Genomic DNA, 14415 nt, shown 5'->3' with positions numbered 1-14415 from the left:
AAGCGGTGCGGCAGGGGAACCCTTCGCTTGCTGTTGTCCGACGCCACCGATGGCGTGGTGTCGCCTCCAGTGGACCCTTACGTACTGGTCAACGCCAGGCGGGAGCCGCGGGTTCCCTGGAGTGCGCGACGGCGCGCGGGCCGTCCGGGTGAGCGGGACGCCGAGCGGCACGCGCGCGTGGGGGGCGAGTGCCCGGCGCGCGTGTGGCGACTCCCCGGTGTTCAGAACAGGCCGGTGCCGGCGAAGCGCAGGACCAGTTGGGGTGCGCCGGACAGGGCGATGCCGAGGACGGCCGTGAGGGTGATGGCGGCGGTGAGGGGGACCGGGACGCGGTGCCGTACGGGTTCGCCCTCGGGGGCGCGGAACAGCAGTGCCGTCCACTGCAGGTAGTAGAAGAGCGCGATGACCACGTTGACGGCCATGACGACGGCGAGCCAGCCGAGTCCGGCGTCGACGGCCGCGGAGAAGACGGTGACCTTGGCGAACAGGCCGATGACGCCCGGGGGCAGTCCGGCCAGGCACAGCAGGAAGAAGGCCATCAGGAGGGCGGTCAGCGGGTTGGTGGCGTACAGGCCCCGGTAGTCCGTGATGCGGTTGCGTTCCCTCGTACGGCCCACGAGGGCGGCGACTGCGAAGGCACCGAGGTTCACGGCGGCGTACATGAGGGCGTAGGCGACCGTGGAGCCGATCGACTTCTGGGGGTCCTTCGCGTATCCGGCCGCGGCGATCGGCACCAGGAGGTAGCCGGCCTGCCCGACGGAGGACCAGGCGAGCAGCCGTACCGCGCTGTACGCGCGCGTGGCCTGCTGGCGCAGGGCTCCGACGTTGCCGACGGTCATGGTGAGTGCGGCGAATATGGCGAGAGCCGGCCCCCAGGCACCGGCGTACGACGGGAAGGCGACGACGGTGACGAGGATCAGGCCGGTGAAGCCGACCGCCTTGCCGATGACCGACAGGTAGGCGGCGATGGGCAGGGGGGCGCCCACGTAGGTGTCGGGGACCCAGAAGTGGAAGGGGACGGCGGCCGTCTTGAAGGCGAAGCCGACGAGGGTGAGGACGACGCCGGTCTGGGCGACGGTGTGGAGCTGTCCGTCGACGTGCTGGATGCGGTCGGCGACCTGGGTGAGGTAGAGGGTGCCGGTGGAGGCGTAGACGAAGCTGACGCCGAGGAGGCTGACGGCGGTGGCGGTGACCGAGGACAGGAAGAACTTCAGGGCCGCGTCGGAGGACCTGCGGTCGCCGTGCCGCAGGCCGACGAGGGCGAAGGCGGGCAGGGAGGCGACCTCCAGGGCGACGATCAGGGTCGCCAGGTCGCGTGCGGCGGGCAGCAGGGCGGCGCCGGCGGTGGAGGCCAGCAGCAGGAACCAGAACTCCCCTTCGGGCAGTGCTCCGCGCGCGTCCTTCAGCGCGGTGACCGACAGCAGGGCCGTGAGGAGCGCGCCGCCGAGGACGAGGAACTGGATGACGAGGGCGAAGTGGTCGGCGGTGTAGCTGCAGACGTCGGCCTGTCCGGTCAGGCAGAACGTGCTGCGGCGGCCGTCGAGGAGGGGCAGCAGCAACAGGGTGGCGGCGGAGAGGCCCGCGATGGAGACCCGGCCGAGGACGGGTTTGCGGCCGGCGGGCACGAAGAGGTCGGCGACGAGCACCGCGAGCGCGACCACCGCGGTGAGGGTGGGCGGTGCGATGGCGAGCCAGTCGACGGACTGGACCATCGATTCGGCCGACGGCTGGGCCAGGAGCAGGGCGCTCATCGGGTGCCTCCTGCGAGGAGCTGCTGCACGGCCGGGTCGGTGAGCCCGAGCAGGGCCTTCGGCCAGAGCCCGGCGAGGACGGTGAGGGCGACGAGCGGGGTCCAGGCCGCGAACTCGTAGGTGTGGACGTCGGCGAGCCGGGGCGCCTGCCGCGGTACGGCGCCCATGCAGACGCGGCGGACCACGATGAGCATGTACGCGGCGGTCAGGAGGGTGCCGAACACGCCGATCGCCATGAAGGTGAGGAAGGCGGGCCGGCTGAGGCCGTCGGCGGGCCTGAACGAGCCGAACAGGGCGAGCATCTCGCCCCAGAATCCGGCGAGTCCGGGCAGGCCGAGCGAGGCGACCGCGCCGAAGGCGAGCAGGCCGCCCAGGCGCGGGGCCTTTCCGTACAGGGCGGCGCCTGTCTTCTCCGCGAGGGCGTCGAGGTCGGTGGTGCCGGTGCGGTCCTTGAGGGCGCCGACGACGAAGAAGAGCAGGCCGGTGATGAGGCCGTGGGCGATGTTGGCGAACAGGGCGCCGTTCACGCCGGTCGGGGTCATGGTGGCGATGCCGAGCAGGACGAAGCCCATGTGGCCGACGGAGGAGTAGGCGATGAGCCGCTTGAGGTCGCCCTTGGCGCCCGGTCTGGCCAGGGCGAGGCAGGCCAGGGATCCGTAGATGATCCCGACGACGGCGAAGGCGGCGAGGTAGGGCGCGAAGGTGTGGAAGCCGTCGGGCGTGATCGGCAGCAGGATCCGGACGAACCCGTACGTTCCCATCTTGAGCAGGACACCGGCCAGCAGGACCGAGCCGACGGTCGGGGCGGCGGTGTGGGCGTCCGGCAGCCAGCTGTGCAGCGGCCACAACGGTGTCTTGACCGCGAGCCCGACTCCGATCGCCAGAACCGCGATGACCTGCACGGTCGCGGTCAGTGACCGGCCGTTGTCAGTGGCGAGTGCGACCATGTCGAATGTGCCGGCCTTGATCCCGATCAGGAGCAGGCCGAGCAGCATGACGACCGAGCCGAGCAGTGTGTAGAGGATGAACCGCCAGGCGGCGGCCTGACGGCCCTCGCCGCCCCAGCGGGCGATGAGGAAGTACATCGGGATGAGCACCATCTCGAACGCGAGGAAGAACAGCAGCAGATCGAGGACGGCGAAGGTCGCGAGGGTGCCGGACTCGAGCAGGAGCAGCAGCGCGACGAATGCCTTCGGGGTCGGGCCCGCGGGTGGCTTGAAGTAGGAGTACAGCGCGCAGAGGAAGGCCAGCAGCGCGGTCAGGACGAGGAGGGGGAGGGAGATGCCGTCGACGCCGAGGTGGATGCGCACGTGGAGTGCGGGGATCCAGCTGATGTCGGTCGTGGCCTGCATCTTCGACGCCTGGGCGTGGTCGAAGCCGGCCGTGAGGGCGATCGCGGCGGCGAGGACGGCGCCGGTGACCGTGACGCCGTGCCGGAGCACGGCCTGGTCGGGTGACTTCCCCTTCAGTCCGGGCGGGGCAGGCAGGAGGGCGGCCCCGGCCCCGAGGAGCGGGCCGACGACGAGGAATGCCAGAAGGAACTGCATCACGGACTCGTTGATACCGGTCACGCCTGCTCACACTCCCGTGGCGAGAAGGACGGCGGCGACCGCGAGGACGACGGTGCCGGCGAGCAGCGCGCTCACATAGGTCTGCACATTGCCGGTCTGGGCACGCCGTACGACGGCCCCGAGCAGCCGGGGGGCGGCGCCGGCGCCGCGTACGTAGGTCTCGACGACCTCCCGGTCGAGGAACCGGACGAGGCTCGCTCCGGCCAGGACCGGGCGGACGAAGAGGGCCGCGTACACGGCGTCGAGGTGGAAGCCGACGGCCGCGTGGCGGTGCAGCGGTCCGAGCAGCAGCCGTCCGGGGTCGGCGGGGTCGGGCGCGTAGGCGATGTCCCCGTAAGCGGGCTTGTGGCTGGCGATGGCCTCGGCCTCGACGAGTCCGGCGTCGGCCTCCGGGTGGGCGGCGACGGCGCCGAGGGGGACGCGGGCGGCGAGTGCGGTGGTGTGCCGCCAGGCGCCGTAGGTGACGATGCCGCCGACCAGGGCGACCCCCGTGCCGAGGACGGAGGTGGTGAGCGTGGGGCTCAGGTCGCGGCCGTCGAACCAGGCGGGCAGGGTGCGGAAGGCGAGGCCGCCGAAGGCGAGGGACGGGATGGCGAGCACCCAGAGGACGGCGTTCATGGCGAGGGGCTGCTTGCCGTGGTCGGGGGCCTCGGTGCCCTGGCCGCGGAAGGCCCGCAGCCACAGGCGCATGGCGTAGGCGCCGGTGAGCAGGGCCGTGACGAGGCCGGCGACGAGGACGGTCCAGCCCGCCGCGCCGGGGGCGTGGTCGGTGTGGCCGGAGGCGACGTGTTCGGCGGCGCCGAGGACGGACTCCTTGGAGAAGAAGCCGCTGAAGGGGGGGATCGCGGCGAGCGCGAGGAGCGCCACGGTCATCGTCCAGTAGGCGTCCGGGACGCGGTCGCGCAGGTTGCTCATGCGGGACATGGCGGCCAGCGAGTTGGTGCCGGCGGCGTGGATGATCACGCCGGCGGCGAGGAACAGCAGCGCCTTGAAGGCGCCGTGGGACAGGAGGTGGAAGACGGCCGCGCCGCGGTCGGCGACGGCGAGGGCGCCGGTCATGTAGCCGAGCTGGCTGATCGTCGAGTAGGCGAGGACGCGTTTGATGTCGTCCTGGGCGAGTGCGGCGAGCGCCGAGCCGGCCATGGTCACGGCGGCCATGACGGCGAGGACGGTCATCGCGGCCGCGGAGGCCTGGAAGACGGGGAGGAGCCGGGCGACGAAGTAGACGCCGGCGGCGACCATCGTCGCGGCGTGGATCAGCGCGGAGACGGGTGTGGGGCCCGCCATCGCGTCGGGCAGCCAGGTGTGGAGCGGGAACTGCGCCGACTTGCCCGCCACGCCGGCGAGGAGCAGCAGGGCGACCACGGTCGGGTGGTGCAGTCCGCCGCTCGCGACGGTGTCGAGGACCTCGGTGATCCGGAAGGACCCGGCGGCGGTGCCGAGTGCGAACAGGCCGATCAGGAACGGTACGTCACCGAGCTTGGTGACCAGGAAGGCCTTGATGGAGGCGGCGCGGGCCTCCGGGGTCTCCCAGTAGTGGCCGACCAGGAAGTAGGAGCAGATGCCCATGACTTCCCAGCCGACCAGCAGCACGATCAGGTCGCCGGAGTAGACGACGAGCAGCATCGCGGAGGTGAACAGGGAGACGAGAGCGGCGTAGGAGGGGTAGCGCGGGTCGTCGCGCAGGTAGCCCATGGAGTAGATCTGCACGCAGGTGGCTACGGCGCCGACCAGGACGGCGACGAGCGCGGCGAAGCCGTCGATGTGCAGGGCGAGTTCGATGGGGACCGAGCCGGTGGGGGTGAGCTCGGTGGCGGCGTCGACGGCCCGGCCGCCGCCCTGGTCCGCGGCGACCAGCGCGGTCAGGACGAGGGAGGCGAGGGTCGGCAGGACGGCGAGCGGGCGGACGAAGCCGGGGGCGGTGCGGCCGAGCAGCAGGCCGGCCACGGCGCCGAGGAACGGAAGGAGGGGGACGAGGACGGCGAGGGTGGTCGTGGTCACGCGGTGGCCTCCGCCTTCCCAGCGGCCTGCGCTCGCGCGGCGGCGTCGCTGTCGGGGCCGTCGTCGAGGTCGTCGTCGGGGCCCTCGGCGGCATCGCGGAGCCGGTCGATGTCCGAGGTGCCGCGGTTGCGGTGGACGGCGAGGACGATCGCCAGGCCTATGCCGATCTCGGCGGCGGCGATGGCGATGGTGAACAGGGTCAGGGCCTGCCCGGAGTGCAGCGTCTCGATCGCGGCCCTGGTGAGCCAGACGTCGAAGGCGACCAGGTTGAGGTTGACGGCGTTGAGCATGAGCTCGACGGACATCAGGACCAGGATCGCGTTGCGGCGGGCGAGGACGCCGTACAGGCCGGTGCAGAAGAGGAGGGCGGAGAGCACGGCGGGATAGGCGAGGTGCATCAGCGGGCACCTTCCTGCGCGCTCCGGTCCGTGTTCCGGTCCTCGCTCCGGTCCGCGCCCTGGTCGCCGCGCTCCTGCGGAGCTCGGGAAGAAGCGGCTGCGTCCGCCTTCGCCTTGCGGGACAGGACGATCGCGCCGACCAGGGCGGCCAGCAGGAGGACGGAGAGGGCCTCGAAGGGCAGCACCCAGTTCTGGAAGAGGCTCTCGCCGGTGACCTTCGTGGTGCCGACGGCGGCGCCGTCCAGGTCGATCCAGGTGGTGCGGAAGGCATCGACGACCACCCAGACCAGGGCGGCCGCGGCGGCGCCGGCCACGAGGAGGGCGGCCCAGCGGTTGCCGGAGTCGGCGTCCGGGGAGCGGCCGATGGGGGCCTTGGTGAGCATCAGGCCGAACAGGAGGAGGACGACGACGGAACCGACGTAGATGAGGACCTGAACCCAGGCGATGAACTCGGCGGTGAGCAGGAGGTACTCGACGGCGAGGCCACCGAGGGCCACCACCAGCCACAGGGCGGCGTGCACCAGCTGCCGGGTGGTGACGGTGACGAGGGCGGCGCCGAAGGTGACCAGGCCGACGAGGAGGAAGGCGATCTCGACTCCGGTCGGGGAGAGGAAACCGGGGCTTGCGGCGGCGATGCTCATGCGTCCTCCTCCCGCGGTTCGGGCTGCTTGGGCGGCTCTGACTGCTCGGTTTGCTTCGACTGCTCGGCCTGTGCGGCCTGTGCGGCCTGCTGCTGGGCGGCCAGCTTCTCGGCGGTCTTGCGGGCGGCGGCGATCTCCTTGGGTTCCTCCGCGCCGGGGTCCAGGGCGGGCGGGGCCGGCACGGTCCACATCCACTCGCGGAGCTTGTCGCGCTCGTGGGTGAGGTCGCGGATGTCGGTCTCGGCGTACTCGAACTCCGGGGACCAGAACAGGGCGTCGAAAGGACAGACCTCGATGCAGATACCGCAGTACATGCACAGGGCGAAGTCGATGGCGAAGCGGTCGAGGACGTTGCGGCTGCGTTCGCGGCCGCCGGGGGTCGCCGCCGGGATCGTCTCCTTGTGGGAGTCGATGTAGATGCACCAGTCCGGGCACTCGCGGGCGCACAACATGCAGACCGTGCAGTTCTCCTCGAACAGGCCGATCACTCCGCGGGTGCGGGGCGGCAGGTCGGGCTGGGTGTCCGGATACTGCTCGGTGACGGTCTTCTTCGTCATCGTGCGCAGGGTGACGGCCAGGCCCTTGGCGAGGCCGGAGCCAGGGATGGGGGCCATTCAGGAAATCACCACCTTGACGATGCCGGTGAGGGCGATCTGGGCGAGGGAGAGGGGGACGAGGAGGGTCCAGGAGAACTTCTGGAGCTGGTCCGCGCGCAGGCGGGGGTGGGTGACGCGCAGCCAGATGACGACGAAGGCGAGGACGGCGGTCTTCAGCAGGGTCCACAGCCAGCCGAGTCCCTCGGCGCCCCAGGGGCCGTGCCAGCCGCCCAGGAAGAGGACGGTGGTCAGACCGCACAGGACGACGATCCCGGCGTACTCGGCGAGGAGGAAGAGGGCGAAGCGCAGACCGGTGTACTCGGTGTACGCACCGAAGATGATCTCCGAGTCGGCGACGGGCATGTCGAACGGCGGACGTTGCAGTTCGGCGAGGCCGGCGACGAAGAAGACGATCGCGCCGACGATCTGCCAGGGCAGCCACCACCACTGGAAGGCGTGGACGATGCCGGGCAGGGAGACCGTGCCGGCCGCCATCGCCACGGAGGCGGCGGCGAGCAGCATGGGCAGTTCGTAGGCGAGGAGCTGGGCGGCGGTGCGCAGGCCGCCGAGGAGGGAGAACTTGTTGGCGGAGGCCCACCCGGCCATGAGCGAGCCGAGGACGCCGACGCCCATCACGGCGAGCACGAAGAAGATGCCCGCGTCGAGGACCTGGCCGACGGCGCCCTCGCCGGGGCCGATCGGGATGGCGAGCAGCACGAGGAGGTACGGCAGCAGGGCGACGGCGGGGGCGAGCTGGAAGACCCGGCGGTCGGCACCGGCCGGGACCACGTCCTCCTTCTGCACGAACTTCACGCCGTCCGCGACGAGCTGGGCCCAGCCGTGGAAGCCGCCGGCGTACATGGGACCGAGGCGGCCCTGCATGTGGGCCATCACCTTGTGCTCGGTCTGACCGATGATCAGGGGGAAGGTGAGGAAGACCGCGAAGACGATCAGGAGTCGCAGGGCGACGTCGACCGCGTCGTTCACTGCGGGCCTCCTTCGGAGCCGTCGGGGGTGTCAGGGGTGTCGGGGGCGTTGTCGTCGGGGGTGGCGTCCTCGGGTTTCCGCCGCGGCTTCGGCTCGGACTCGTCGAACGCCGGGCGGGCGTGGTGCCAGGGGGCGTCCGGGCTGCGCGGGGTCGCGGGAGGCACGGGCGACCGGTCGGCCGCCGCCGCACGCTGGGAGGCCGAACCCTCGCTCGCGCTGCGCGCACGACGTGGCCCGGTGCCGGCCCGCTGGGAAGCCGACCCCTCGGACGCGCTCTGCGTACGCCGAGGCCCGGACCGGGCTGCGGAGGACGCCTCCGCGCCCGGCTCATGGGCCACCGAAGCCTCCGCGGCCGGCCCTTCCGCCGCCGCGGCCTGCGACGTCGCGCCTTCGGCCGCGGCCTGTTTCCGCCGCGCGGCACCCCCGGCCACCGCCCCGCCGCCTTCCGCGGGTGCGCCCTCGGCCGCCGTCGCAGCCTCCGGGCTCGCGTCCTCCACGCCTGCCGCGCGCTGACTGACCGACCCCTCGGACGCACTTCGCGCCCGGCGGGACCCCCCGGCCGCCTGCCCCCGCGGCGCGGTGCTCCCGGCCACCGCCCCGGCCTCGCCGGGCGCGCCCTCGGTCCCCGCCGGAGTCTCCCGGCCGGTGCCCTGGCTGACCGAACCCTCGCTCGCGCTCCGCGTCCGGCGGGGCCTCGCGGCCCCGGTCGCGTCCGTTACGGAGCCGGTCTGGCTCGCCGAGCCCTCCGCCGCCGTGCGGGTACGCCGTACCGGACGCTCGCCCGCCGGGCGGGCCGTGCCCCTTGCGGGGCGGGCCGGGGCCGGTGGGAGTTGGCCCTTCAAGGGGCCCCACTCGTTGGGGTCGGGGACGCCCGGGGGCAGCATCTGGCGGCGCCTGGGGCCGCCGTGGGCGGTACCCACCGCGGGCTCCCCTGGTTCCTTCGCCCCCGGCCAGGCCTTGGCGACGCGGGCGGCCAGGACGAAGTCCTTGCGCAGGGGGTGGCCCTCGAAGGTCTCCGGCAGGAGGAGGTGGTCCAGGGCGGGGTGGCCCTCGAAGCGGACCCCGAACATTTCGTGCGTCTCGCGCTCGTGCCAGCCCGCGCCCGCGTAGACGTCGACCGCGGTGGGCAGCACCGACGCCTCGTGCGGGACCGTCGTACGCAGCAGCAGGCGCCGTACCGGGGCGAGGGCGACGACGTGGGCCGAGACGCGGAAGCCCGTGCCCGGCTCGTCGACCGCGCTCAGCCAGTCGAAGTAGGTGCAGCCCAGCTCGTCGCGGGCGGTCAGCAGAGCGGGCACCCACGCGGTGGGCGGTACGTCCACCGTGAGGACCTCGTAGGACTCCTCCGCCGTGGCCCCTTCGCCGAACAGTTCCTCGGCGGGCGCGGGCAGCCAGCCGGCACCGGCACCGCTCATCGCGCGTCCTCCTCGCCGACGGCTCCGGCGGCCGGCGGATTCACCAGCCCGCTCCGCAGCGCCGCCGTCGAAGGGCGCGCCGTCCCGACCCCGTACCGCTCCCCCAGCGACTCCCGCGCGATCTTCTCCTGGAGTTTCAGGATCCCCTGGAGCAGCGCCTCCGGGCGCGGCGGGCAGCCGGGGACGTAGACGTCCACCGGGATGATCTGGTCGACGCCCTTGGTGACGGAGTACGAGTCCCAGTACGGGCCGCCGCAGTTGGAGCAGGCGCCGAAGGAGATGACGTACTTCGGCTCGGGCATCTGCTCGTACAGGCGTTTGATCGCCGGGGCCATCTTGTCCGTGACCGTGCCGGACACCACCATCAGGTCGGCCTGGCGCGGCCCGGGCGCGAACGGGATCACGCCGAGCCGGATGAAGTCGTGCCGGGCCATCGACGCGGCGATGAACTCGATCGCGCAGCAGGCGAGACCGAAGTTGAAGACCCACAGCGAGTAGCGGCGGCCCCAGTTCAGGACGACCTTCATCGGCTCGGGAGCCAGCCGGGCGAGCGCGCCCAGCCTCTTCGGCTCGGGCAGCAGAACGGGCTCGGGGTTCACGTCCATGCCAGGACGCCCTTCTTGTATGCGTACAGCAGGCCCACGGCCAGGAAGCCGAGGAAGATGAACATCTCCACGAGCGTCGTCGCGCCGTAGCCGGGGGCGGCGAAGACCGTCGCCCAGGGGAACAGGAAGATCGAGTCGACGGCGAAGACGACGTACAGGAAGGCGTAGACGTAGTAGCGGACCTGGGTGTGCGCCCAGCCCTCGCCGACGGGGTCGACGCCGCACTCGTACGTCAGCAGTTTCTCCGGCGTGGGGACCACCGGGCGCAGCAGCCGGCCCGCGCCGAAGGCGACGGCGACGAACAGCACGCCCACGACGGCGAGCAGCCCGACGACCGAATAGGACTGGAAGTGGTCCGCCGCGACGACGGCGGTCGACCCCCGCAACGTCTCCCGCACCGTCCGTCCCCTCGCTCCCTGGCCGTGCCGGCCCTGTCTCCCGGACCTGTCTCCCGGCCCTGTCTTCTGGCCTTGTCCTCTGGCCCTGTGTTCGACGATCTGTACGCACGGGAGTCTAGGCCCTGATAAAGGAACGGTAAGCAGTCCTGCACACCATGAGGTGCGAGGGTGGGGTTTTCCCCCGCCGGACAGGGCGGCCGACCTCATGGCGCGGGACGCCCGCCGCACGGCACGCTGACCGGTATGACCGCACGCAACTCCCCCGCCGATCCGGTGGCAGCCGGCGCCGAGGACCGTCTGCCCCCGGCTCGTCTCGCCTACGACCTGCCCACCTGGAAGGAGATCACGCATCTCCTGGCGAACCTGCCGGTGTCGCTGTTCGGTTTCGTCTACGTGGTGTCGGTGCTGCCCACCAGCGCCGCGCTGACGCTCAACGTGATCGGCTTCCCGCTGCTGGCGGCCGGGCTCATGGGCACGCGGCAGCTGGGCCGGCTGGAGCGGGCGCGGGCCCGGGCACTGCTCGGGGTGCGGATCGAGGAGCCGAGCCCGCTGCCGCTGCTCCGCACGAAAGGACTGCCCAACCGGCTCTGGACGGCGCTGAAGGACCCGGTGGGCTGGCGCACGGCGCTGTACCACTTCATGCGACTGCCCTGGGGCGTGTTCACCTTCGTGGTCACGCTGGTCTCGCTGTTCGTGCTGTGGCCGGTGCTGCCGTTCCTCGCGCGGGGCATGACGAACGTGGACCGGGCCATGGTGCGCGCCCTGCTCTCGCCCTCCGACGAGCTGGAGCGGCGCATCGCCGAACTGGAGTCCGACCGCGGTGTCGTGGTCGACACGGCCGCCGCGGACCTGCGGCGCATCGAGCGGGACCTGCACGACGGCGCGCAGGCCCGGCTGGTCAACCTGGCCATGGGTCTCGGCCTGGCCAAGGAGAAGCTGCTGGAGGGTCAGGCCGACGAACTGGTCGCCGCGATGGTCGAGGAGGCGCACGGCGAGGTGAAGCTCGCGCTGCAGGAGCTGCGGAACCTGGCCCGCGGCATCCACCCCGCCGTACTGACCGACCGCGGCCTGGACGCGGCCCTGTCCTCGGTCGCCTCGCGCTGCACCGTGCCGGTGAAGGTGACGGCCGACCTGGACGCCCGCCCGGCCGCGGCCATCGAGGGCATCGCCTACTTCACGGTCTCCGAGCTGCTGCAGAACGTCAGCAAGCACAGCGGGGCCCGGTCCGCCTCCGTCGACGTGTGGCGGACCGAGGGCCGGCTGCTGATCCAGGTGTGGGACGACGGCCGCGGCGGTGCCCGGCTGGACGGCGGGACGGGGATGCGCGGTCTGGCCGAGCGGCTGGACGCGGTCGACGGCCTGTTCGTCGTCGACTCGCCGCAGGGCGGCCCGACGACGGTCACGGCGGAGCTGCCGTGGCGGGACCGCACGGACGGCCGGGGCGCGGACGCCTCCGGCCCGAGGTAGCGGGACGCGGGCGCCCCCGGCAAGGGGTGGGGAAAACCCCCCGCCCAGGACGCCGACGCGCTCCATGGCCCCACCCCCCACGGCCGAGCAGGCTGGAGGCATGGCGGGACAGCCGCGGAAAGCAAGCCGCAGGACGCAGCACGACGAGACGCAGCGCGACGAGACGCAGCACGACGAGGGGAACGGGACGACGCCGATGGCCACCCAGTACGGATCGCGGTACGGACAGGGGTACGGGCCCTACAGCGGGGACGGGTTCCACGACGGGACCCCGGGCCGGCGGCGGCACCTGGTGCCGGCCGGGCTGCGGGCGCCGTTCGAGGCGCGCAGCTGGCGCGAGTTCGGATACGTGCTGCTGAGCCTGCCGGTCGGCATCATGCTCTTCACGTACGCCGTCACGATGGTGTCGCTGGGCGTGGGCATGCTGGTGACGTTCTTCGGTGTCCCGGTGCTGGCGGCGGCGCTGGCCGGCTGCCGCCTGTTCGGCGTGCTGGAGCGGGCGCGGGCGCGCGGTCTGCTCGGCCTGGAGGTGGCCGAGCCGGAGCCGCTGCGGACGAAGGAGTCGGGTGTCCTGGCCTGGACGGGGACCCTGCTGAAGAGCGGCAGCTCCTGGCGGGCCCTGCTCTACGCCGTGCTGCAGTTCCCGTGGGCGGTGTTCTCCTTCTCCGTCGCGGTGACCTTCTGGTCGCTGGGCTGGGGGCTGCTGACGTACCCGCTGTGGTTCTGGGTCTTCCCGATGTGGGCCGACCAGGGCGGCATCCAGCTCTACGGCGACGGGCAGCACGGCATCTACCTCGACAACCCGTTCGAGATCACGGTGACCGCGCTGGTGGGGCTGCTGTTCACGCTGGCCACGCCGTGGATCGTGCGGGCGCTGACGATGGTGGACCGGGTGCTGGTGCACGGGCTGCTCGGGCCGTCGCGGCTGTCGGCGCGGGTGGTGGAGCTGGAGTCGGACCGGGGTGTCGTGGTCGACACGGCCGCCGCGGACCTGCGGCGCATCGAGCGGGACCTGCACGACGGCGCGCAGGCCCGGCTGGTGGCGCTGGCGATGGACCTGGGCCTGGCCAAGGAGAAGCTGGCGGAGGACCCGCAGGCGGCGGCGCGGATGGTGGACGAGGCGCACGGCGAGGTGAAGACGGCGCTGCAGGAGCTGCGGGACCTGGCCCGCGGCATCCACCCCGCCGTACTGACCGACCGCGGTCTGGACGCGGCCCTGTCCTCGGTCGCCTCGCGCTGCACCGTGCCGGTGCGGGTGGAGGTGGACCTGGCGCAGCGGCCGGCACCGGCGATCGAGGGCATCGCCTACTTCACCGTCTCCGAGCTGCTGCAGAACGTCAGCAAGCACAGCGGGGCCCGGTCCGCCTCCGTCGACGTGTGGCGGGCGGAGAACCGGCTGATGCTGCAGGTCGTGGACGACGGGGTCGGCGGTGCGGACCCGTCCGAGGGGTCGGGCCTGGCGGGGCTGGCCGAGCGGCTGGACGCGGTGGACGGGATCCTGGTCGTCGACTCGCCGGCCGGCGGGCCCACCCGGGTGACGGCGGAGCTGCCCTGGCGGCGCTGACCGCACCGCGGATCCGAATTCTTTGACGTGCGGCCTGCCGGCCGCGGCCACCCGGCCGTGGTCGGCAGGCCGAGACATGCCGCAACATGCCGTCAGTCGTGTAGCCGAATACGTCGAATACGCAGCCACCTCCCCCACTTCCCGGGGCCCGGGCGCGGCAGGGTCCGAATGCTGGAATGCTGGACCATGTCGTATGCAACGACCGACGAGCGGGGCTGTGGGGGGCCGAGGATCGTGGAGGACAGGGTGCGGGTGGTCATCGCCGAGGATTCAGTGCTGCTCAGGGAGGGCCTGACCCGGCTGCTGACCGACCGCGGGCACGAGGTCGTGGCGGGTGTCGGCGACGCCGAGGCGCTGATCAAGACCATCACGGAGCTGTACGACCAGTCGGCGCTGCCCGACGTCGTCGTGGCGGACGTACGGATGCCGCCGACGCACACCGACGAGGGGGTGCGGGCCGCCGTCCAGCTGCGCAAGGCGCACCCGGGGCTGGGTGTGCTGGTGCTGTCGCAGTACGTGGAGGAGCGGTACGCCACCGAGCTGCTGGCCGGCTCCAGTCGCGGGGTGGGCTATCTGCTCAAGGACCGGGTGGCCGAGGTCCGGGAGTTCGTGGACGCGGTGGTGCGGGTCGCCGAGGGCGGTACGGCCCTGGACCCGGAGGTGGTCGCCCAGCTGCTGGGGCGCAGCCGCAAGCAGGACGTGCTGGCCGGGCTCACCCCGCGGGAGCGGGAGGTGCTGGGCCTGATGGCCGAGGGGCGGACGAACTCGGCGATCGCCCGGCAGCTGGTGGTGAGCGACGGCGCGGTCGAGAAGCACGTCAGCAACATCTTCCTGAAGCTCGGACTGGCCCCGAGTGACGGGGATCACCGGCGTGTTCTGGCCGTGCTCACCTATCTGAACTCTTGATCGTCCGACACTGTGACGGTCGGATCGAGCCGTCTCAGCGTCGCGTCCACCATACGAACGGTTCAAGGAAGGCGACCCTGACCGACGTAGGGTTGAAACCGGGAAGGTCTTCGGC

General features: G+C 72.3%; 13 protein-coding genes. 3 read left to right on the top strand and 10 right to left on the bottom strand.

The genetic code is table 11. The features are described from left to right. Nucleotides 1–221: 221 nt before the first annotated feature. From DEP02_RS00760 to DEP02_RS00715, 10 genes are read right to left on the bottom strand one after another with little or no spacing between them, the layout of a single operon-like run. Nucleotides 222–1751, bottom strand: a complete 1530-nt coding sequence (locus DEP02_RS00760; RefSeq protein WP_112465369.1) for an NADH-quinone oxidoreductase subunit N — start codon at nucleotides 1749–1751, stop codon at nucleotides 222–224. Beyond that, nucleotides 1748–3322, bottom strand: coding sequence for a complex I subunit 4 family protein (locus DEP02_RS00755; protein WP_112465368.1), 1575 nt, complete (start codon nucleotides 3320–3322; stop codon nucleotides 1748–1750). Before DEP02_RS00755 ends, DEP02_RS00760 begins: the two co-directional genes overlap by 4 nt. Nucleotides 3323–3328: 6 nt before the next feature. Beyond that, nucleotides 3329–5323: an NADH-quinone oxidoreductase subunit 5 family protein gene (locus DEP02_RS00750; protein WP_112465439.1), complete on the bottom strand. Its 1995-nt coding sequence runs from the start codon at nucleotides 5321–5323 to the stop codon at nucleotides 3329–3331. Beyond that, nucleotides 5320–5721, bottom strand: coding sequence for an NADH-quinone oxidoreductase subunit NuoK (gene nuoK / locus DEP02_RS00745; RefSeq protein WP_112465440.1), 402 nt, complete (start codon nucleotides 5719–5721; stop codon nucleotides 5320–5322). The genes DEP02_RS00750 and nuoK overlap by 4 nt, the downstream gene beginning before the upstream one ends. After that, entirely contained in the window at nucleotides 5721–6362 is a 642-nt protein-coding gene (locus tag DEP02_RS00740) for an NADH-quinone oxidoreductase subunit J family protein (RefSeq protein WP_232838896.1), read from the bottom strand. The genes nuoK and DEP02_RS00740 overlap by 1 nt, the downstream gene beginning before the upstream one ends. Continuing rightward, nucleotides 6359–6976 carry a NuoI/complex I 23 kDa subunit family protein gene (locus tag DEP02_RS00735; RefSeq protein WP_112465367.1) on the bottom strand — a complete coding sequence of 206 codons (618 nt, stop codon included), beginning with the start codon at nucleotides 6974–6976 and terminating at the stop codon, nucleotides 6359–6361. The genes DEP02_RS00740 and DEP02_RS00735 overlap by 4 nt, the downstream gene beginning before the upstream one ends. After that, complete coding sequence (locus tag DEP02_RS00730) at nucleotides 6977–7945, bottom strand: complex I subunit 1/NuoH family protein (RefSeq protein WP_112465366.1); 969 nt, start codon at nucleotides 7943–7945, stop codon at nucleotides 6977–6979. After that, nucleotides 7942–9360 carry an NADH-quinone oxidoreductase subunit C gene (locus DEP02_RS00725; RefSeq protein WP_112465365.1) on the bottom strand — a complete coding sequence of 473 codons (1419 nt, stop codon included), beginning with the start codon at nucleotides 9358–9360 and terminating at the stop codon, nucleotides 7942–7944. Before DEP02_RS00725 ends, DEP02_RS00730 begins: the two co-directional genes overlap by 4 nt. Further along, complete coding sequence (locus DEP02_RS00720) at nucleotides 9357–9965, bottom strand: NADH-quinone oxidoreductase subunit B (protein WP_112465364.1); 609 nt, start codon at nucleotides 9963–9965, stop codon at nucleotides 9357–9359. The genes DEP02_RS00725 and DEP02_RS00720 overlap by 4 nt, the downstream gene beginning before the upstream one ends. Then, entirely contained in the window at nucleotides 9956–10363 is a 408-nt protein-coding gene (locus tag DEP02_RS00715; RefSeq protein WP_112465363.1) for an NADH-quinone oxidoreductase subunit A, read from the bottom strand. Before DEP02_RS00715 ends, DEP02_RS00720 begins: the two co-directional genes overlap by 10 nt. A gap of 243 nt (nucleotides 10364–10606) precedes the next feature. Here DEP02_RS00715 and DEP02_RS00710 point away from each other — a divergent pair, with 243 nt between their 5' ends. The 3 genes from DEP02_RS00710 (at nucleotide 10607) to DEP02_RS00700 (ending at nucleotide 14300) form a co-directional block, all read left to right on the top strand. Then, complete coding sequence (locus DEP02_RS00710) at nucleotides 10607–11830, top strand: sensor histidine kinase (RefSeq protein WP_112465362.1); 1224 nt, start codon at nucleotides 10607–10609, stop codon at nucleotides 11828–11830. A 196-nt stretch (nucleotides 11831–12026) separates the two neighbouring features. Then, nucleotides 12027–13394: a sensor histidine kinase gene (locus DEP02_RS00705; protein ID WP_112465438.1), complete on the top strand. Its 1368-nt coding sequence runs from the start codon at nucleotides 12027–12029 to the stop codon at nucleotides 13392–13394. A gap of 234 nt (nucleotides 13395–13628) precedes the next feature. Beyond that, nucleotides 13629–14300: a response regulator transcription factor gene (locus DEP02_RS00700; RefSeq protein ID WP_112465361.1), complete on the top strand. Its 672-nt coding sequence runs from the start codon at nucleotides 13629–13631 to the stop codon at nucleotides 14298–14300. Nucleotides 14301–14415: the final 115 nt, after the last annotated feature.

This window comes from Streptomyces triticisoli, assembly GCF_003270085.1.
Classification (GTDB): Bacteria; Actinomycetota; Actinomycetes; order Streptomycetales; family Streptomycetaceae; genus Streptomyces; species Streptomyces triticisoli.
This window is presented reverse-complemented; position numbering and strand designations above follow the sequence as displayed.